The organism is Tenacibaculum caenipelagi (assembly GCF_004363005.1).
GTDB lineage: Bacteria > Bacteroidota > Bacteroidia > Flavobacteriales > Flavobacteriaceae > Polaribacter > Polaribacter caenipelagi.
In genome coordinates this window covers 664,331-683,328 of record NZ_SNYH01000001.1, presented here as the reverse complement: position 1 = coordinate 683,328, position 18,998 = coordinate 664,331, and the positions used below count along the sequence as shown (strand labels likewise).

General features: G+C 32.2%; 19 protein-coding genes and 2 tRNA genes. 3 read left to right on the top strand and 18 right to left on the bottom strand.

The window, feature by feature from the left end; genetic code table 11:
- Positions 1–152: 152 nt before the first annotated feature.
- Positions 153–3,104: a reprolysin-like metallopeptidase gene (locus tag DFQ07_RS03110; RefSeq protein WP_133534809.1), complete on the bottom strand. Its 2,952-nt coding sequence runs from the start codon at positions 3,102–3,104 to the stop codon at positions 153–155.
- 84 nt (positions 3,105–3,188) lie between these two features.
- On the opposite strand from DFQ07_RS03110, the gene lipB reads away from it, so the two are divergent.
- A complete protein-coding gene (gene lipB, locus DFQ07_RS03105) occupies positions 3,189–3,893 on the top strand; it encodes a lipoyl(octanoyl) transferase LipB (RefSeq protein WP_133534808.1) in 705 nt (234 codons plus the stop codon).
- 55 nt (positions 3,894–3,948) lie between these two features.
- Here lipB and DFQ07_RS03100 read toward each other — a convergent pair whose 3' ends face one another.
- The 15 genes from DFQ07_RS03100 to trxA all read right to left on the bottom strand — a co-directional run bounded on the left by DFQ07_RS03100 (position 3,949) and on the right by trxA (position 14,435).
- Positions 3,949–4,593 carry a YceI family protein gene (locus tag DFQ07_RS03100; RefSeq protein WP_133534807.1) on the bottom strand — a complete coding sequence of 215 codons (645 nt, stop codon included), beginning with the start codon at positions 4,591–4,593 and terminating at the stop codon, positions 3,949–3,951.
- 64 nt (positions 4,594–4,657) lie between these two features.
- Complete coding sequence (locus tag DFQ07_RS03095) at positions 4,658–5,374, bottom strand: tRNA threonylcarbamoyladenosine dehydratase (RefSeq protein WP_133534806.1); 717 nt, start codon at positions 5,372–5,374, stop codon at positions 4,658–4,660.
- A complete protein-coding gene (locus tag DFQ07_RS03090; protein WP_133534805.1) occupies positions 5,371–6,015 on the bottom strand; it encodes a TatD family hydrolase in 645 nt (214 codons plus the stop codon). The genes DFQ07_RS03095 and DFQ07_RS03090 overlap by 4 nt, the downstream gene beginning before the upstream one ends.
- A complete protein-coding gene (dtd, locus tag DFQ07_RS03085) occupies positions 6,016–6,468 on the bottom strand; it encodes a D-aminoacyl-tRNA deacylase (RefSeq protein WP_133534804.1) in 453 nt (150 codons plus the stop codon).
- Between the two features lie 46 nt (positions 6,469–6,514).
- On the bottom strand, positions 6,515–7,456 hold the full coding sequence (rsgA, locus tag DFQ07_RS03080; RefSeq protein ID WP_133534803.1) for a ribosome small subunit-dependent GTPase A: 942 nt from the start codon (positions 7,454–7,456) through the stop codon (positions 6,515–6,517).
- A 41-nt stretch (positions 7,457–7,497) separates the two neighbouring features.
- Positions 7,498–8,250, bottom strand: a complete 753-nt coding sequence (locus DFQ07_RS03075) for a DUF5995 family protein (RefSeq protein ID WP_133534802.1) — start codon at positions 8,248–8,250, stop codon at positions 7,498–7,500.
- A gap of 69 nt (positions 8,251–8,319) precedes the next feature.
- Entirely contained in the window at positions 8,320–9,402 is a 1,083-nt protein-coding gene (locus DFQ07_RS03070; RefSeq protein WP_133534801.1) for a bifunctional 3-deoxy-7-phosphoheptulonate synthase/chorismate mutase type II, read from the bottom strand.
- Positions 9,403–9,412: 10 nt separating this feature from the next.
- Positions 9,413–10,279, bottom strand: coding sequence for a prephenate dehydrogenase (locus DFQ07_RS03065; protein WP_133534800.1), 867 nt, complete (start codon positions 10,277–10,279; stop codon positions 9,413–9,415).
- A gap of 1 nt (position 10,280) precedes the next feature.
- Entirely contained in the window at positions 10,281–10,658 is a 378-nt protein-coding gene (locus DFQ07_RS03060; RefSeq protein WP_133534799.1) for a nuclear transport factor 2 family protein, read from the bottom strand.
- Positions 10,655–11,797 carry a pyridoxal phosphate-dependent aminotransferase gene (locus tag DFQ07_RS03055; RefSeq protein ID WP_133534798.1) on the bottom strand — a complete coding sequence of 381 codons (1,143 nt, stop codon included), beginning with the start codon at positions 11,795–11,797 and terminating at the stop codon, positions 10,655–10,657. Before DFQ07_RS03055 ends, DFQ07_RS03060 begins: the two co-directional genes overlap by 4 nt.
- On the bottom strand, positions 11,794–12,618 hold the full coding sequence (locus DFQ07_RS03050; RefSeq protein WP_133534797.1) for a prephenate dehydratase: 825 nt from the start codon (positions 12,616–12,618) through the stop codon (positions 11,794–11,796). Before DFQ07_RS03050 ends, DFQ07_RS03055 begins: the two co-directional genes overlap by 4 nt.
- 265 nt (positions 12,619–12,883) lie before the next feature.
- Positions 12,884–12,957: transfer RNA gene (locus tag DFQ07_RS03045), tRNA-Asp, on the bottom strand.
- A gap of 42 nt (positions 12,958–12,999) precedes the next feature.
- Positions 13,000–13,073, bottom strand: a tRNA-Asp gene (locus DFQ07_RS03040).
- Positions 13,074–13,128: 55 nt separating this feature from the next.
- On the bottom strand, positions 13,129–14,049 hold the full coding sequence (locus tag DFQ07_RS03035) for a DUF58 domain-containing protein (RefSeq protein WP_133534796.1): 921 nt from the start codon (positions 14,047–14,049) through the stop codon (positions 13,129–13,131).
- A gap of 68 nt (positions 14,050–14,117) precedes the next feature.
- Positions 14,118–14,435 (bottom strand): thioredoxin, encoded by a 318-nt coding sequence (gene trxA / locus DFQ07_RS03030; RefSeq protein WP_133534795.1) that lies wholly within the window; start codon positions 14,433–14,435, stop codon positions 14,118–14,120.
- A gap of 315 nt (positions 14,436–14,750) precedes the next feature.
- On the opposite strand from trxA, the gene metK reads away from it, so the two are divergent.
- Positions 14,751–16,004, top strand: a complete 1,254-nt coding sequence (metK, locus tag DFQ07_RS03025; protein WP_133534794.1) for a methionine adenosyltransferase — start codon at positions 14,751–14,753, stop codon at positions 16,002–16,004.
- A 60-nt stretch (positions 16,005–16,064) separates the two neighbouring features.
- On the opposite strand, the gene sppA is transcribed toward metK, so the two are convergent.
- Together sppA and DFQ07_RS03015 are read right to left on the bottom strand one after the other, a co-directional pair.
- Complete coding sequence (gene sppA / locus DFQ07_RS03020) at positions 16,065–17,810, bottom strand: signal peptide peptidase SppA (RefSeq protein ID WP_133534793.1); 1,746 nt, start codon at positions 17,808–17,810, stop codon at positions 16,065–16,067.
- A 63-nt stretch (positions 17,811–17,873) separates the two neighbouring features.
- A complete protein-coding gene (locus tag DFQ07_RS03015) occupies positions 17,874–18,305 on the bottom strand; it encodes a DUF6146 family protein (RefSeq protein WP_133534792.1) in 432 nt (143 codons plus the stop codon).
- Between the two features lie 100 nt (positions 18,306–18,405).
- Between DFQ07_RS03015 and DFQ07_RS03010 the strand changes: the two genes are divergently transcribed.
- On the top strand, positions 18,406–18,966 hold the full coding sequence (locus DFQ07_RS03010) for a DNA-3-methyladenine glycosylase I (protein ID WP_133534791.1): 561 nt from the start codon (positions 18,406–18,408) through the stop codon (positions 18,964–18,966).
- Positions 18,967–18,998: the final 32 nt, after the last annotated feature.

Sequence of the window (18,998 nt, the reverse complement as noted above, 5' to 3'; positions counted from 1 at the left end):
TTGTGTAATAAAGGTTTTTATATCACTGGCGTTACCAGTTCAAGGACGGTAAAATTACACAAAAAAAGGAATTCATAAACAAGATTAACAAATCAATAGTTACAAAAATAAAAAAGCGAGCAATTTTGCTCGCTTTTTTATTTTAAAGTATTTTACTGAATAGCTATTTTTTTTGTTACTATTTTACCTGCATTTTCAATTTGCATAAAGTAAAACCCACTAGCTCTTTTGTTAAACTGAACCTCTTTGTTAAATACACTTGAAATAGTAGAAAATTGTTGAGTTTCAATTAATCTTCCTTTAAAGTCAAATAATTTAATAATTGTTGAGTTTTTATCTTTTACGGTAAAGTTCACTGTAAGTATTCCATTAGATGGGATAGGGTATATTTGAAGATCGTTAAATAATGTATTATTAGTAGCAAAACTTTCTTCAACAGTAACTGTATAATCTTCTACTTCACCATTAAAGTTTGTATTACAAGAATTAGGGTTAGTATCAGGCCTTGTAGAAACCCTCATTATTGTTGAGCCTAGAGGAGCATTTTCAGGAACTGTTATAGTAACGGTGTTTGATATTACTTCGTAAGTTTCATCATTATCAAAGGTACAGTTCTGATTCCAATCTATCCAAGCAAATGTTTTAATAGTACTACTTCCATCAGTATTAATGGTAGTTGTTAAATCGTAGCTTTCACCTCGAACTATTTGTGTACTTTCAGCTGTAAAATCAGAATAACCTGTTGTTTTTGTTGAGTTATAGTCGATACTGTTAAATTTTACATTGGTAATGCTAACTTGTGATTCTGTATTACCAGAAGAATTACAAAGAGTATCATTTACGTTTAGAAGTATATTCACTGATTTAGTTGTTGAAGGAGAAGTCGCTGTAACGGTAATTGTATAATCTCCTTTTGTTACATTGGTAAGATTTGTTACGGTTAATGTAAACTTTCCACTAGTATTCAAAGTAGTGGTGCTCAGTGTAATGTTTGAGTTTGTTGGAGCTCCAGAATAAGAAAGACTCACTGTTTCAGTGAAGCCATATAAAGCTTTGTAGTCAAAATCAAAAACAAGCTCGTTAGTTCCTTTGTTGCATACCGACATGTCTCCTGTAGTATTGGAAATTGAAAAGGTAGGCTCAGCAGGGAATATGGTAAAATTGGTGTTGTTTACATTGTAAAAAATATTGTCCGCTGCTTCAACTAATATTCTTGCTTTAGTAGTTGGGTTGTCTGGGATAACAATATCTTCAGAACCATCATTATCTGTATTTGCTTTTAATAGGATAGGAAAGGTAAGACCGCCATCTATTGAAAGTCTAATATTTACTTTTGTACAATTAATAGGAGCTAGATGTGTAGTACCTTTATTCCAAGTAATTGTTTCTGTAGCGCCAGTTCCCCATGATACTAGTGAGCTTGGGTTTGTTATAGCAAAAGGTTCAGTATCTACAACTGTGATTTTCATATCATCTCTAGCAGAACTACCTCCTCCAGAATGGTTGTCTCTTACCGTAAATGCAAAATTTAAGTCTCTTGCTACAGAAGGAAGAACTTCCCAAGTAGTTGAGGTATTACCGCTTATTACTGTCGAAAGTGCAGGCATATACCTGTCTAAAGATGAAGAAGGAGCTATAGATCTAAACATTGGTCCTCCAGTGTTAGTAGGTAGAGGAGACATGGTTGCTGTTTCATTATCAATTTGCTCCCAAGTATAGGTCAAAGAAGCGGTTCCATTTACATCTGTAGCTTGTCCTTTTAAAACAAATGGAGTAGATTTAGGAATACTTACATCATTTCCAGCATTAGCTGTAGGAGCAGTATTACCTGTATCAGATAAAGTAGCACAACTACCAATTCCTTGTACATGGTTCCACATTTGATTGATGCTTACTGTATGAAAATAATCATCACTTACATTCTGTACATTAGGAGAACAGATTCCAGCATATGCCATAATTGTAGAACCACTTCCAGGTTCTACAGCAGTAGAGCTGCTTCTATTACCATCACAAGAATTGTTAAATGTGTGGGTAGCTCCAAATTGATGTCCAACTTCATGAGCTACATAATCTATATCGTAAGTATCATTTACAGGTTGGCTACTACCTGTGATTCCTTGGGCTTTATAGTTAGTTTCGCATACTGATGCTAAACTAGCTAGTCCACCACCACCAGTGCTAAAGGTGTGTCCGATATCATAATTAGCATTACCGATGATGTTATCACATTTACTCTGACTTTCATCAATTAAATTATTAGCATTGTCATTTGAAAGTCCATCAGTGTCAGCATCTAAAAATATTAAGCTGTCATTGTTAGCAACAATAATCATTCTTACAGCAAGATCTTTTTCATAAATACCATTTACACGTGTCATTGTTGTATTCATGGCAGATAAGACGACTGCTTTTTTTTCTGCATCTGAGGCAGATGGAGAAGTTCCTTGTCTATTCAAATGGAATTGAGCGTATTCACCAGTACATGCTATAGCCATTCTAAAAGTTCGTAGTTTTCCGTCGTTAGCATAGCTTCTTTTAAGAGATGTAGTTTTTTGTTGATATGTATCTTCAACCTTACATTCAAAATTATCTTTAGGAGAAGAAACACTACTTTTTTTGTAAATGATATATTCTCTTTTATCCTTAGTGTAAGGATCTATGTATAAGGTGTTTTTGTTAGTTGAAAAGATAATAATATGAACACCATCTGTACCAATACTGATTTTAGCAGAAGAAGAAGAATCATCAATACTCGTAGCAGAGTAAGATTTTATCATAGGAAATTTTTCGGCTAATCCAGAAGCTAAATAAGATGTCTCTTTAATAGAAAACCTTTTCAGTGTTCCGTCTGAATTTGGTAATTCGATAGTTTTAGTAGAAGTAGTACTTTTTGATTGAACACTAGCTAGAGTATTTTTAAATCCTTCTAGATCTAAACTCATCAGAATGTATTCTTTGGGGTTGGTTCTGGTACCAAATATTTCTTTTTTCTGTTGGGTAATTTTTTCTTTATATACTTTAGTCCATAATTGTTGTGAAAACAAACTGGTTACTGAAAGGGAAAAAATAAGAAAAAAAAGAATGAGGGTTTTGTTAGGCATAATTTTAATAATTGAAAGGTCTTATTTATAACAGCAAAAGTTTAATTTTCCCTACCTTTGTAGGGCTATTCAGAAGTCTAATTTATGAATAAAAAAATAAGAATCAGTGATCTAGGAAGAAAAGATTACAAAGAAACGTGGGATTATCAAACAAACTTATTGGATGAGATAGTTTCTTTAAAGAGAGAAAAGAGGAACGGAGAAAGTGAAATTGTGACTCCAAATCACTTTTTATTTGTTGAACATCCTCATGTATATACCTTGGGAAAATCAGGAGATATTAGCAATTTATTATTGACTGATGAAAAGCTGAAAGAAAAGGGAGCTACTTTTTATAAAATTAATAGAGGAGGAGATATTACTTATCACGGACCAGGACAAATAGTTGGGTATCCTATTCTAGATTTAGAGAATTTCTTTACTGATATTCATAAGTATTTACGTTTGTTAGAAGAAGCTATTATTTTAACCATAGCAGAATATGGTTTAAAAGGAGAAAGAAGTGAAGGAGAAACAGGAGTTTGGCTAGATGTAGGAACACCATTTGCAAGAAAAATTTGTGCTATGGGTATTAGAGCTAGTAGATGGGTAACCATGCATGGTTTTGCTCTAAATGTAAACGCTAACTTAGGATATTTTGACAACATCATTCCCTGCGGAATCCGTGGAAAAGCGGTAACTTCTATGGAAGTTGAGTTGGGAAGAAAAATATCGGAACAAGAGGTTAAAGAAAAAATTCTAAAGCATTTTAAAGAATTATTTGAGGTAGAAGAATTTATCAAAGCATAAAAAAAATGGTTGACAATTGTCAACCATTTTTTTGTTTAGCTATTAAAAGCTAAAATTATTTTTGAGCGTTAACTTCAAAAGAAATCTCCATTAAGTCGTAAATGAATTTGTCTTTTAATGCAGCATCAATTTTCTTAGACTTGTAAGTTACACCAAAGTCAGTTCTGTCAATACTAAAAGCATCACTTTTAAATACTACCATGTTATCAGCTTCAGTAACTGTAGCAGGAATAGTAATACTTTTTGTTACATCTCTAAGAGTTAAGTTACCAGTAACGTGTACTTTTCCGTCTTTTAATTCAGAGCTAGAAACTTCAAATTTAGCAGTTGGGAATTTTTCAACATCAAAGAAATCACCATTTTTTAGGTGTCCTTCTAAATCTTCTTTACCTTTTCCTGCTTCTAAGTCTGTACAAGAAATTGAATTCATATCAATAACAAATTCACCAGACTTTACAAGTCCGTTTTCAATTTCTATAGTTCCTTTTTCTAAACTAACTACTCCAACATGAGATCCTGTAGGTTTTTCTCCTTTCCAGTTTACAGTAGATTCAGCAACATTCGCTTTGTAAGCATTAATAATATTTTCTGTTTTTGCTACTTCTGCAATTTGGTCATTAACAGCTGTTTTCTCCTTTTCAGTTTTACAAGAAACTGCTCCAATTGCTACAAAAGCAATAGCTAAAATTGTTTTTTTCATTTTTGAGGTTTTAATAATTGATAATAAATTGTGGCAAATGTAATTAAAATAATTTCCCGGGAATTTATTTTTTAGTTAAGATTTTATTAATAACATACGAAGCAGCTTGTAATCCAAATGCGGCAGGCATATAACTTATAGTTCCGTAATATGATTTTTTATAGTTGCTTCCATCAGTTAGTTTTAAACTTTCAGCAATTTGAATTTCTTCTGAATATACAGCTCTTACACCTTTATCTACTTTTAATTCTTTTAAACGCTTTCGTAAGGTTCTTGCCATTTTGCAGTGCTTAGTTTTGCTAATGTCTTTAACAGTTACTTTTGAAGCATCTAATTTACCACCAGCTCCCATTGAGCTAATTATTTTTACTTTTTTTCTACGTGCTGCAACAATAAGGTTAATTTTTGGTGTAATACTATCAATACAATCCAACACGTAATCGTAATCTGGAGTTACAAGTTCAAATGCTCTTTCTGGTGATAAAAATTCTTCTAAAACAGTCAATTCAATATCTGGATTGATGTCTTTAAGTCTATTAGCTAATATTTGTGCTTTCGACTTTCCTATGGTGCTATGTAATGCTGGTAATTGACGATTTATATTTGTTTTGTCAAAGACATCACCATCAACAATTGTCATTTTGTTTACTCCTGCACGTGCAATAAATTCTGCTGCAAACGATCCAACTCCACCTAATCCAACTACTAAAACATTGGCTTTTTTAATTTTTTCTAAACCTTCTTTTTGAGTTAATAACTCAGTACGCTCTAACCAACTCATCTTTTAAAAATTCTACTAAAATTTTGTTTTACAGTTTTTATAATTATTTGTTTTTCGATTTTCCTTAATTCGCTAGCAGTTTTGTATATGTTCTTAATACTCTCTTCAGAGGTATCTGTCTCCAAAAAAAGAAAGTCTAAGGGAAGTTTTAAGAATGTTTCTTGTAGCTTCTTATTTTTCAATAAACTTTCTCCGAAGGATATACATATTTGATGTTGTATCAAATCGAGCGCAATTTGGTAATTTTTATTGAATCCGTGAACAATCCAAGGTTGTTTTGGTTTGATTTCTTTTTTTAATTGAATAATCTCTTGAAAAGCCTTTACACAATGAATAATTAAAGGTTTGTTATATTTTTCAGAGAGTTGGATTTGTTGTTTAAAAACTTCCAGTTGAAGAGAAAAACCAGTAGCTGATATTCTATCTAAACCACATTCGCCTAAAGCATAACAATTTTCAGAGATTACTAGTTTCTCAACAGTTGCCAAATCATTTTGCAAAGAATCTTCTGAAATATACCATGGATGAATTCCAATAGAAAAAGGCTTACTAAAATCTTTAGAATTTGGATATTTGTTTTCTATTGAAAAGACATCTTTTTGAGTAGATGAAGTATGGGTATGAACATCAATAAATTGCAATTACACTTTGTCTTTGGTATCAATAATAATGGTTACAGGTCCGTCATTTAACAATTCTACTTTCATATCTGCTCCAAACTCACCAGTTTGAACTTTTTTACCTAAATCAGTTTCAAATTGTTGAACGAAATTTTCGTATAATGGAACAGCAACGTCAGGTTTTGCTGCTTTAATATAGCTAGGTCGATTTCCCTTTTTGGTAGAAGCATGTAAAGTAAACTGACTTACTACAATTGCTTCTCCGTTAATGTCAAGTAATGATTTGTTCATTACGCCTCCTTCATCATTAAAAATACGAAGATTTGCTATTTTTTTAGTTAACCAAGCAATATCTTCTTGAACATCTTCGTCTATAATTCCTAATAAGACTAATATTCCGTTTTGAATATTCGCAACTTTTTCTCCTTCAATAGTAACACTTGCTTTAGAAACACGTTGAATTACGGCTTTCATATTATTAAGATGATTGAATTTTTAGATTATTTGAATACTGTTGAAATTATTCCCAAATATCAGTTCGATAATGTTCGTCTTCACCTTCCATGATTTGCAAGTAGCTTTTATATCGAGACCAAGCAATCTCTTCATTTTCTAAGGCTTCTTTAACAGCACACTGCGGTTCATTTACGTGAATACAATTGTTGAATTTACAGTCTTGTTTTAAAGCAAAAAATTCAGGGAAATAATCACCTAGTTCATCTTTGTCCATATCAACCACTCCAAATCCTTTAATTCCTGGAGTGTCAATGATACGAGCATCAAAACTTAAATCGAACATTTCGGCAAACGTAGTGGTATGTTGTCCTTGTTTGTGTTGTTCAGAAATTTCTTTGGTTTTTAAATCTAAAGAAGGTTCAATGGCGTTGACTAAAGTAGTTTTACCAACTCCCGAGTGACCTGCAAACATACTTACTTTGCCTGTCATCAAATTTTTAATTTTATCTATATTGATGTTTTCAGTAGCAGAAACTTCTACACATTCGTAACCGATGGCTTCATAAATATCTTTTAGATACATAATTTCGGCACGCTGCTCAATTTCATACGAATCAATTTTATTAAAAACTAAAATAGTTTTGATTGAATAGGCTTCAGCAGTTACCAAAAAACGATCGATAAATGTGGTAAACGTAGGAGGGTTGTCAATCGTAATTAATAGAAATACCTGATCGATATTAGAAGCAATTACATGAGTTTGTTTTGATAAGTTAACCGATTTACGAACAATAAAATTTTTTCGTTCGTGAATATTGGTAATCAAACCTGTTTCTTCATCGTTTTTGGTTTCTAATGAAAAGTCAACAATATCACCTACAGATATAGGGTTTGTACTTTTGATTCCTTTAAGACGGAATTTCCCTTTAATACGACACATATATAGTTCGCCTTTAGACTTTACCCAATACCAACTTCCTGTAGATTTATAAACCGTTCCTGTCATAAAACAAAGATGAGAATAAAAATTGAATGTTTTAGTATTGTTTAATCTGTTAAATCTTTAATTTTCTGAGCTACTGTTCCTTTTTCTGAAACTCTAATAAACATAAAAATTAATCGAGGGATAAAACCTGGAGAAATAACTAAACCTGCTTTTTTAGTTATTTTAATGTCTCTCTTTTCTATAGCATTGTCAAAATCACTAGCAGGTGTATTGGCTAATTCAACAGCAAAATCCCAGGCACCATCTCTTGCTAATTCCATGCTAAAGTCAATTAAAAAATCGTCAACATTTTTAGTCCAGATAAGAATTTTCTTTAAAAAAGGATATACCTTTGATAAATCATCTTGAACATCGTTAACTAAAGAGGATAAAATTTCATTTATTTTATTGAAATCGTCGTGTAAATTTTGAATGTTTTGCCCTTTAGAAACTTCTGCTGCTGCAATTCCTAAATCTAAATTAATATGTGCATTCATACCAACTAACAAATGCTGCAAAACGATATACCAATATTTATTAGCTATGCTAAAAGCTTTTTCCCAAGAAGAAGTGATAGGTGTATTATTTTTGTAGTTGTAATAAGCATCTATATATCTTTTAGCAAAGATTATATCTAGTTTTTCCATTCGTTGATTATCATCAAAATAGTTGTTTTGTATACCTTCTTTTACTTTGATTGTTACTTTTTGATATAAAGCTGCGAAATATCCTAGCGGACTTTTGTTTTCTATAGACTCGTTAATGATGTCTTGTAAGATGTTTATCACATCATCAATTGTATGAATAGATTTCATTTATTTAAAGTTTGGTAGAATGAAAATACAATAAATAGAATAAAAAGAAAGCGCCTACTGGCGCTTTCTTTATGAGTTAATAATTTTTTCTTGATGGTTGATACTTTCTTGGTGTATTGCCTTAAACATCTTAAGCACAAATTCTTCACTCAATCCTCTATCTTGACCTTCTAAAATCATTTTGCCTAAGATTTCGTTCCATCGTTTGGTTTGTAAAATAGCTACGTTTTTCTCTTTTTTCAATTCACCAATAGCATCAGCTATTTTCATACGTTTACCTAACATTTCAATTAATTGATGATCAACTACATCAATTTGAGTACGTAAAGTATTCAATGCATTTCGGTAATCCGCTTCGGTATCAGTGGCTTTTCTAACTTTTAAGTCTACCATCATTTGAATTAATGTTTTTGGAGTAATTTGTTGAGTAGCATCACTCCAAGCATTGTCTGGGTCATAATGTGTTTCAACCATTAATCCATCAAAATTTAAGTCTAAAGCTGTTTGACAAATGTCAAAAATGATATCACGACGACCAGCAATGTGTGATGGGTCGCAAATTAATGGTAAATCAGGGAAACGGTTTTGTAATTCGATAGGAATTTGCCATTCTGGATTATTTCTGTATCGGGTTTTTTCATAAGTTGAGAAACCTCGATGAATAACTCCTAGTTTTTTTATGTTTTTTGAGTACAAACGTTCTATAGCACCTAACCATAAAGGTAAATCTGGATTTACAGGGTTTTTTACCAAAACAATTTTATCTGTTCCGTCTAAAGCATCTGCAATTTCTTGAACGATAAAAGGACTTACAGTGGTACGAGCACCAATCCATAAAATATCTACATCATGTTCTAATGCTAATTGTACATGATCTTTATTGGCAACTTCGGTAGCAATTAGCATTCCTGTTTCTTGTTTGGCTTTTTGTAACCATTTTAGTCCTAGAGCACCTACGCCTTCAAAATTCCCAGGTCTTGTGCGAGGTTTCCAAATACCAGCTCTTAATACAGTAGCGTCTGTGTCTTTTAGTTCGTGTGCAATTCGTAACACTTGTTCTTCTGTTTCAGCACTACAAGGTCCTGCTATTACTAAAGGATGCCCTAATCCGAAGGCATCTAACCATGTTCTTAATTCTTTTGTGTTTTCCATTTTAATGTCTTTATTGTTGAGGTACTGCCTCTAAAATTCCGTTTAAAATTTGTTTTATATGATTGGTGTTTTCCATTTCAGTGTATATTTCTGGAAAATCATCTTTTTCTAATAATGTTTTGAATTGTTGTAAGTTAGTGATGTATTCATTCAAAGACTCCACAACATTTTCTTTATTTTGTTTAAAAATAGGTGTCCACATGGCTGGCGAACTTTTTGCTAAACGCACAGTAGAAGCAAATCCACTACCAGCCATATCAAAAATGTCACGTTCGTTTTTCTCTTTTTCGATGACTGTCTTACCTAGCATAAAAGAGCTGATGTGTGATAAATGTGATACATAGGCAATATGCTTGTCGTGTGATTTTGAATCCATATACCGAATACGCATTCCTAATTTTGAAAAAATATCTAACGCCTTTTCTTGTAATTTGAAAGCTGTTTTTTCTACCTCACAAATAATATTGGTTTTACTTCTAAATAAATTTGTCAAAGCCGCATTAGGTCCTGAAAATTCCGTTCCAGCAATAGGGTGTGTTGCTAAAAAATTTCTTCTTTTAGGATGATTTTTAACGGCATCACAAATCAGTTCTTTAGTCGAACCTACATCAAAAACCAAACAATCATCAGAGATACTATCTAACGTTTTCAAAATCACCTCTAGTGAAATATCTACAGGAGTGGCAATAATAACTATATCAGCATTTGACAGTTCTGAAAATGTTGCTTTTTGATGAATAATCCCTCTTTCTAAAGCAAGATTACTATGCTCTTCGTTGGAATCAATTCCATAGATAGTAGCATTTTTAAATGCTTGCTGAATATCTAGGGCAAAACTTCCGCCGATTAATCCTAAGCCTATAATAAATATGTTCATATTAACTGTAATCTTCTATTTTAGTTATTGTATCGTTCTGAAAGAAGAAAATACTCTTACCTTTTAGGTTTAATTGATTTCCTTTTTTAAGTTCTTCAGATAAGTCAACTTTTAATGTTGCTGTATATTTAAGATGAACTTCATAGTATTCTTCTTTTGTGATAATTTCTTCTATTTCTTGTTTTCTTTCTGAAAAAAATAATAGCACTTTCTCAGCTTGTTCTTTAAATGGGTTTATTCCATCGAGTTTTAAAGTCAATGAATTGTTAGTGTAATTCTCAAAAACAATGCTTTTATTTAAAACTGAAAGCATTTTGTCTACATTAAAAGAGTTATACCCTTCTATATAGGTTTTTATCAAATTGAGTTCTTTTTTCATATTCTAGCTATTGCTTCGTTAATTTTTTCTTCTGGAACGCATAATGAAAAGCGAATGTAACCTTCACCTTGACTGCCAAAAATGGTTCCTGGAGCAGCAAAAATGTGTTTGTTGTATAACAAATCATCAATCATCTCTTCAGATGTTTTCCCTTTTGGAAGTTTGCACCAAACAAACATTCCTGAGGTGTTTTTATCGTAGGTACATCCTAACTTTTCTGCTAGCTTAAAAATTAATTTTTGTCGCTTTTTATAAGAGCGGTTTAGTTGGGTAAACCAATCTTTGTCTAACTCTAAAGCTTTTGTTGCTCCTTTTTGAATCCCGTAAAACATACCAGAATCCATTTGAGTTTTTACTTTTAAAACTTCAGTTAAGAATTCAGACTTTCCTAATAACATTCCTACGCGCCATCCCGCCATGTTAAAAGATTTACTTACCGAGTTTAATTCTAGAGCAATATCTTTTGCGCCTTCAATTTGTAGAATACTTTGAGGGTGTTCATTTAATATAAAGCTATACGGATTGTCATTTACAATAACAATATTGTGCTTCTTCCCAAAGTTAATCAACTTTTGAAAAGTTTCTTTGGTGGCATCGGCACCCGTTGGCATATGCGGGTAATTTACCCACATCAACTTTATTCTTGAGGTATCAAGTTTTTCTAAAGCTTCAAAATTAGGTTGCCAGTTAGTAGCTTCTTCTAAATCGTAAAAAACAGGTTTTCCACCTAATAAATTGGTTACTGAGCTATAAGTTGGGTACCCTGGATTAGGGATTAACACCTGGTCACCTTCATTTAAAAAAGCCAATGAAATATGCATTATTCCCTCTTTACTTCCCATTAAAGGAAGTACTTCGTTAGCAGGGTTTATGGTAACTTTATAGTTGTTTTGATAAAAATTTGAAACAGCTTGTCTAAACTCTGGTAACCCTTGATAGCTTTGATAACTATGTGCTCCATTATCTTGTAAGCTATCTTGAATAGCTTTTAACACTGACGTTGGAGGTAGTAAATCAGGACTACCAATACCAATGTTTATAATTGGTTTTCCTTCTGAAATTAATTGACGTACTTCTTGTAATTTTTTAGAGAAGTAGTATTCTTTTACGGTTTGTAAACGATTGGCAAACTGTATCATAATCTTCCGTTTTTGTATTCGCCTAATATTTTAAAATCTTCTGCCATGATTTGTAGAATGGCTTTTGCTTTTTCGTAATCTTTGTATGCTTCAAAAGTTACATCAACAAAAAAAGCATACTTCCATGGTGTTTCAATTTTGGGTAACGATTGTATTTTGGTAAGGTTTAATTTACAATCGCTCATTACATTTAGCACCGCAGCTAAGCTTCCTCTTTTATGGTCTAATTCAAACCTTAATGAAGCTTTGTTAATTTCGCTTTTACCATTTTTAGGAAGGCTTGTCTGAAGAAATACAAAGCGAGTTGCATTATTCTTAATTGTTTGAATTTCATCTTCAATAATTGATAATTTAAAAATATCAGCCGCCATTTTTGGTGCAATAGCCGCAACTCCTTTTAGTTGTTGTTCAGCTATTCTTTTTGCCACTGCTGAGGTATCAACATCTTCAACCAGCTTTATATGATTATGTTGTTTGAAAAATTCTTTACACTGTAATAATGCCATTGGGTGTGAGCAAACTTCAGTAATGTCTTCAATTTGTTGATTTGGTAACGCCATTAAATGATGGTGTATAGGTAGGTAATACTCACCAGAAATGTGCAAATTATACTTGTCGATTAGGGCATAATTGGGGATGATTGAGCCTGCGATGGTGTTTTCTAACGCCATAATAGCTTGCTCACTTCTTGAGTTTAAAAGGCTATCAACTAGTACATCAAAAGATAAACATTCGTCTAGGTCGATGTTTTCTCCGTAATAGTTGTTTGCAACAATATGGTGGTTGCTTCCTTGTATTCCTTGAATGGCTATTTTCTTCATTTTGAATCAAAAAAAAAAGCCTCGATAAATTCGAGACTTTGATTGGATATATTATTTTTTGTTAGGTTAACAATATGATACAAAGTCTCGTCTCTTACTAAAAAAGTAAAAGTAAAAATAGAAACCTTGCCATACGTTTTGTAACATCATTGTATTTGTGTTCTTTGTACGGGACAAATCTTAGAAATAAATTTAACTAAACCAAACTTTTTTTTGAAAAAATGTAAAAAAGAAAAAAGCTTCTCAATTTTTGAGAAGCTTTTTGCGGTCTGGACGGGACTCGAACCCGCGACCCCATGCGTGACAGGCATGTATTCTAACCAGCTGAACTACCAGACCGTTGCTTGAAGCAATATGTTGTATTTTTTAGAGAAACTTTAGCGGTCTGGACGGGACTCGAACCCGCGACCCCATGCGTGACAGGCATGTATTCTAACCAGCTGAACTACCAGACCGTTGCTCTAAGCGGATGCAAATATATAACCTTTTTTTAAATAAAAAAGAGTTATTTTATAAAAAATTCTGTCTACTGATAAGATAAGAGGTAAGCACTTTATCATAACCTTCATTTATGTCTACCGGAACATAATCTATCTTGTATTGTAAGCATTTGTTTTTTAAGTTGTTGAAGAAAATAGCGCTTAATTCTTGGTATTTTTGCTGTACATTTTCGGCATATAAATTTATTTCTTCACCAGTTTCAACATCTATAAATTTTTTAGGAGTATTGTCAAAATCAAATAAAAATTCTGTTTTTTTATCGTAGGTATGAAACAAAATTACTTCATGTTTATTAAATTTTAAATGTCGTAAAGCATTAAAAAGTTCTTCTTCATTTTTTGAAGTTTGAAACATATCGGTAAATAAGAAAATCAAAGATCGTCTATGAATCTTTTCTGCTATTTCATGTAAATATTGATAAGTTTCTGTATTGGCAGTAGAGTTAGAGTTTAATAATAGCTCTAATTGATTCAATAACATTTTACGATGGCGCTCACTTCCTTTTTCGGGAGCGCAATATTCATAGGTGTCTGAATAAATACTTAATCCTACTGCATCGCGTTGTCGTTTTAAAATATCCATCAAAGCAGCCGAGGCTATTGCTGAAAACCCTATTTTGTTTAGGTGATTGATTGATTGATTTTTACTAACAGGGTAATGCATGGAAGCTGAATTATCGATAATTATATGACATCGAAGGTTGGTTTCTTCTTCGTACTTTTTGGTGTATAGTTTTTCGGTTTTAGCAAATAGTTTCCAGTCAATATGGCGAGTGCTTTCACCTTTATTGTATAGCTTGTGTTCAGAAAATTCAACCGAAAACCCATGAAACGGGCTTTTATGCATTCCTGTAATAAAACCCTCGACTACTTGTTTGGCAAGTAATTCAAGGTTGTTTATTTGTGAAGATGTACTTTTCAGATCAATCATATAATTCCGAAAATAAAAAAAGGTTTAGCGATAGCCAAACCTTTTGTGTAATATCAATGAATATATTTTTATAAAGCAGCGTCAATTTTATCTGTATATGCTTTTTTAGGAGCAGCACCTACTTGCTTGTCAACTACCTCACCGTTTTTGAAAATTAATACAGTAGGGATGTTTCTTACACCATATTTTGCAGCAAATTCTTGGTTTGCGTCAACGTCTACCTTACCGATAACAGCTTTTCCTTCATACTCGCTACTGATTTCATCAACAATAGGAGATACCATTCTACAAGGTCCACACCATGCTGCCCAAAAGTCTACTAATACTGGTTTGTCAGACTTTAATACTACTTCTTCAAAAGAAGCATCTGTAATTTCTAATGCCATTTTATTTTATTTTAATATAAGTTAGTGTCTTATGTAATAGGATACAAATGTAATCAAATATTTTTCCAATACAATTTTAGGAAAATTACTTTTTATTATCATATTATCAATACTTTCTATTTACTTGTAAGTTTGTTTTTATGTGTGTAAAATAATCTATAACTTTGCCGAATATTTTTTTGAGGAAAAATTTGACTGATTGCAACCTCATTGAACAAAAGTTCAGAATAAAAATGCTAAAGCAGTAATTTTCTACTCCTTTTAGCGACTTAGCAATCCAAGTTTTTCTTTTAGTTAATTTAAAAAGAAGTTTTTATGTCATATTTTTTTACTTCGGAAAGTGTTTCTGAAGGACATCCAGATAAAGTAGCAGATCAAATTTCTGATGCTTTAATAGATAATTTTTTAGCATTTGATTCTGAATCGAAAGTAGCTTGTGAAACCCTTGTAACTACCGGTCAGGTTGTATTGGCAGGAGAAGTAAAGTCTTCGACTTACTTAGATGTACAAAAGATTGCCCGTGAAGTAATTAATAAAATTGGGTATACCAAAGGTGAATATATGTTTGATGGGAATTCTTGTGGAGTATTATCTGCAATTCATGAACAATCAGACGATATTAACCGTGGGGTAGATAGAGCATCTAAAGAAGAGCAAGGTGCAGGAGACCAAGGTATGATGTTTGGGTATGCTACTAATGAAACGGAACATTATATGCCGTTAGCGTTAGATTTATCGCACATAATTTTAAAAGAATTAGCAGTAATACGTAGAGAGAATAAGGAAATTACTTATTTACGTCCAGATGCTAAAAGTCAGGTAACCATTGAGTATTCTGATGATAATGTACCACAACGTATTGAAGCAATTGTTGTATCTACACAGCATGATGATTTTGCTGATGATGAAACAATGTTAGCAAAAATTAGAAAAGATATTGTTGAGATTTTAATTCCTAGAGTAAAAGCACAGTTAACTCCAGAAATTCAAGCGTTGTTTAATGATGATATCAAGTATCATATCAATCCAACAGGGAAATTTGTAATTGGTGGACCTCATGGAGACACTGGATTAACAGGGCGTAAGATTATTGTTGATACCTACGGAGGAAAAGGCGCGCACGGAGGTGGAGCATTTTCAGGGAAAGATCCAAGTAAGGTTGATAGGAGTGCTGCGTATGCAACACGTCATATAGCTAAAAACTTAGTAGCTGCTGGTGTTGCAGATGAGGTGCTAGTACAGGTGTCGTATGCAATTGGAGTAGTAGAGCCAATGGGAATTTTTGTAGACACCTACGGTACATCAAAAGTTGATTTGACCGATGGAGAGATTGCTCAAAAGGTTTCTGAAATTTTTGATATGCGTCCACATGCTATTGAAAGTCGTTTAAAGTTACGTAACCCAATGTATAGCGAAACAGCAGCATATGGTCATATGGGAAGAACTAATGAGGTTGTGTCTAAAACATTTACACAGCCTAATGGAGAAAGTATAACTCTTGACGTAGAATTATTTACTTGGGAAAAATTAGATTATGTCTCTAAAGTAAAAGAAAGCTTCGGTTTATAAGAAGAACTATAGCTAAGTTATAAAAAAAAAGCCTCGACATTGTCGAGGCTTTTTTTTGAGCTATTTTATTTGAAATATGAAAGGGATTCTAGCTTGAATTCCTTTTAAATTCTTCATCTTTTGTAAATTGTAGTATAGTTGATAATTTTCGTTACCTAAAGCTTCCTTAAGTACTTCTTCTTTTGATACTTTTGAAAAAGGAGATAATTTTAAAGCTTCTTTTAAATCGGTTTTATAATTAGGATAGTTACGAACTCTATAATCTTCCACTTCGGCTAATTCAGCAGCAACTTTAATAGCATCGTCTAAGCTTCCTAATTGGTCAACTAAGCCTTTTTCAATAGCTTCTTTACCAGTCCAAACTCTACCTTGTGCAATTTCGTTTACTTGTTCAAAGCTCATATTACGTCCAGCAGAAACACGATTAACAAAAGTAGTATACACTTGCTCAATTCCTTCTTTTGTAACATCGTAAAACTTTTTGTCCATTGGTTCGAAAACACTATAAAAAGGACTATTATTGGTTGAAACTCGCTCTGCGTTAATACCTATGTTATCAGTGAATTGACTGAAGTTCGGGATGGCTCCAAAAACCCCGATAGATCCTGTAATAGTAGTTGGTTCTGCGATAATTTTATTAGCATTACAAGCAATGTAGTAGCCTCCTGAGGCAGCATAATTACCCATAGAAACCACTATAGGTTTTTCTTTTTTAGTTAATTCTAATTCACGCCATATTAACTCAGAGGCTAAGGCACTACCTCCAGGAGAATTTACGCGAAGTACAATAGCTTTTACACTTTTGTCTTCTCTAGCTTTTGTAATGGCTTTATTAATGATTCCCTGACCGATATAATTTTCATTTCCTTCACCATACATAATATCTCCTTGCGCATAAATAACGGCAATCTTGTTTTTTGAGGTAGAAGAAATTCTTCCTTTACCTGAACTTATATAGTCTTCAAGAGATATTGTATTGGTTTTTCCATTTGAAATATGATCTAATTTTTTCTTGTACTCATCTTTGTAAATAGAAGCATCAATTAGATTATTTTCTTTTGATAACTCAGCATTTCTACTTCCTGAATTGTCAGCAATAGCATTTAGTTTTTCAATTGAAATATTTCTACTTTTACTAATGTCTTCGGTAATTTCAGACCAAATAGATTTTAAAAAAGAAGAAGTTTGCTCGCGATTGGCTTCGCTCATTTCATTTTGTAAGAATGGTTCTACTGCGCTTTTGTATTTTCCATGGCGAATTACCTCCATTTTAATACCATACTTATCTTCAAAGTCTTTGAAATATAAAATTTCGGTAGATAAACCTCTAAAATCAATAGCTCCTATAGGATTTAAAAATAGGCTGTCTGCAACAGAGCTTAGATAGTAGTTCTTCTGTGTGTATATATCGTTATATGCATATACGAACTTACCACTCTCTTTGAACTCTTCTATTTTGTTTCGAATAGCTTGTGTTTGTGCAATTCCCGCATTTATATATGTAGATTTAATACTGATTCCTTTTATTCTTTCGTCAGTTTTAGCATTTTCAATAGCATTGATAATTTTATTTAAAGCTAATTTTTCGTCGGTTAATTCTAAAGCTTCAGCAATAGGGTTATCTTCTTTAGGTGCATAATCTTTTACTGGGGTTGATAAATCTAACTCTAAAACGGAGTTTGATTTTATAACTACTTTTTCTTCAGCTCCTATTATAGAAGCAATGGCAATAAAAAATATAAAAAGTAAAAAAATAGCGATAAAAAAGCCAAGAATAGAGGCTAGTAGGTTTCTTAAAAACTTCATGTAATACGGTTAATTTTTTTGAGAACAAATATACATTTTTTAAAAAGATGCATTTTAGTAAAATTACCTACTATATCTATTTGCTCCTATACCTAAGTTCATTCGATATTTACGTTGAGCAAACTCAAAATAATTAAAGAGTTTATAGTTCACTTCATATCCGTAGTCTATATGAGGACTATAGTCAATTACATTTTCGTATATGTTAGAATTGAATTGTAAAGGATTATTAGCTCTATAATTCCAAGTGGTTACATACAGTCGATTTTTGTTCTCTAAATAAGTTTGAGAATAAAAACCTTCAGGTTTGGCAATAGTGTTTAAATAGGTGGTAAAACCAGGATCGATTATTATAATTTCATATTCTAAACTATCATTGGCTATTACTACAGGCTCTTCTTTTGTATTTGTAGTGTTTTTTAAGGGAGTAGAACTACAAGCCCAAAGCATAGCTCCAATGAAGATGATATATATAAGTTGTTTTAATGTTTTCATAATCAGAGAATTTTCTACATATAAAGTTGCAAAAAATATTCCGTTTTTCATTGATTTTTAACTTGTTTAACAGTAATTTTCGAAAATAAAATATAAAGAAATGAAGCAAAGATGTTTTTGGGTTAGTGATGATCCGTTATATATTGAATACCACGATACTGAGTGGGGAGTGCCTGTATATGATGACGATAAACTATTTGAATTTTTAATATTAGAGACATTCCAAGCAGGATTAAGTTGGATTACCATTTTAAAAAAGAGAGAAAATTTTAGGAAGGCATTTGATAATTTTGATTATCAAAAAATAGCCAATTATTCTGAAGATAAGTACGAAGAGTTATTGCAAGATGAAGGGATTATTAGAAATAAACTGAAGATAAAAGCGACGATAACAAATGCGCAATTGTTTATGAAAGTGCAAGAAGAGTTCGGGTCTTTTTCAAAGTATATATGGAGTTTTGTAGATGGTAATCCTATTAAAAATAAGTTTGCAAAAAGAGAAGAAGTACCTGCAACTACAGAACTTTCAGATGCAATTTCAAAAGATTTAAAAAAACGAGGGTTTAAATTTGTAGGTTCAACGGTAATTTATGCACATATGCAGGCAACAGGAATGGTTAATGACCATACTACAGATTGCTTCAGATATCATGAAGTTTAATTTTTGTAATTTTAGCCTTCGAAAAAAATAAT

Coding starts and splice junctions, on each gene's coding strand:
- DFQ07_RS03110 (WP_133534809.1), bottom strand. CDS start 3,104: ATGCCTAACAAAACCCTCATTCTTTTTTTTCTTATTTTTTCCCTTTCA.
- lipB (WP_133534808.1), top strand. CDS start 3,189: ATGAATAAAAAAATAAGAATCAGTGATCTAGGAAGAAAAGATTACAAA.
- DFQ07_RS03100 (WP_133534807.1), bottom strand. CDS start 4,593: ATGAAAAAAACAATTTTAGCTATTGCTTTTGTAGCAATTGGAGCAGTT.
- DFQ07_RS03095 (WP_133534806.1), bottom strand. CDS start 5,374: ATGAGTTGGTTAGAGCGTACTGAGTTATTAACTCAAAAAGAAGGTTTA.
- dtd (WP_133534804.1), bottom strand. CDS start 6,468: ATGAAAGCCGTAATTCAACGTGTTTCTAAAGCAAGTGTTACTATTGAA.
- rsgA (WP_133534803.1), bottom strand. CDS start 7,456: ATGACAGGAACGGTTTATAAATCTACAGGAAGTTGGTATTGGGTAAAG.
- DFQ07_RS03075 (WP_133534802.1), bottom strand. CDS start 8,250: ATGAAATCTATTCATACAATTGATGATGTGATAAACATCTTACAAGAC.
- DFQ07_RS03070 (WP_133534801.1), bottom strand. CDS start 9,402: ATGGAAAACACAAAAGAATTAAGAACATGGTTAGATGCCTTCGGATTA.
- DFQ07_RS03065 (WP_133534800.1), bottom strand. CDS start 10,279: ATGAACATATTTATTATAGGCTTAGGATTAATCGGCGGAAGTTTTGCC.
- DFQ07_RS03060 (WP_133534799.1), bottom strand. CDS start 10,658: ATGAAAAAAGAACTCAATTTGATAAAAACCTATATAGAAGGGTATAAC.
- DFQ07_RS03055 (WP_133534798.1), bottom strand. CDS start 11,797: ATGATACAGTTTGCCAATCGTTTACAAACCGTAAAAGAATACTACTTC.
- DFQ07_RS03050 (WP_133534797.1), bottom strand. CDS start 12,618: ATGAAGAAAATAGCCATTCAAGGAATACAAGGAAGCAACCACCATATT.
- DFQ07_RS03035 (WP_133534796.1), bottom strand. CDS start 14,049: ATGATTGATCTGAAAAGTACATCTTCACAAATAAACAACCTTGAATTA.
- trxA (WP_133534795.1), bottom strand. CDS start 14,435: ATGGCATTAGAAATTACAGATGCTTCTTTTGAAGAAGTAGTATTAAAG.
- metK (WP_133534794.1), top strand. CDS start 14,751: ATGTCATATTTTTTTACTTCGGAAAGTGTTTCTGAAGGACATCCAGAT.
- sppA (WP_133534793.1), bottom strand. CDS start 17,810: ATGAAGTTTTTAAGAAACCTACTAGCCTCTATTCTTGGCTTTTTTATC.
- DFQ07_RS03015 (WP_133534792.1), bottom strand. CDS start 18,305: ATGAAAACATTAAAACAACTTATATATATCATCTTCATTGGAGCTATG.
- DFQ07_RS03010 (WP_133534791.1), top strand. CDS start 18,406: ATGAAGCAAAGATGTTTTTGGGTTAGTGATGATCCGTTATATATTGAA.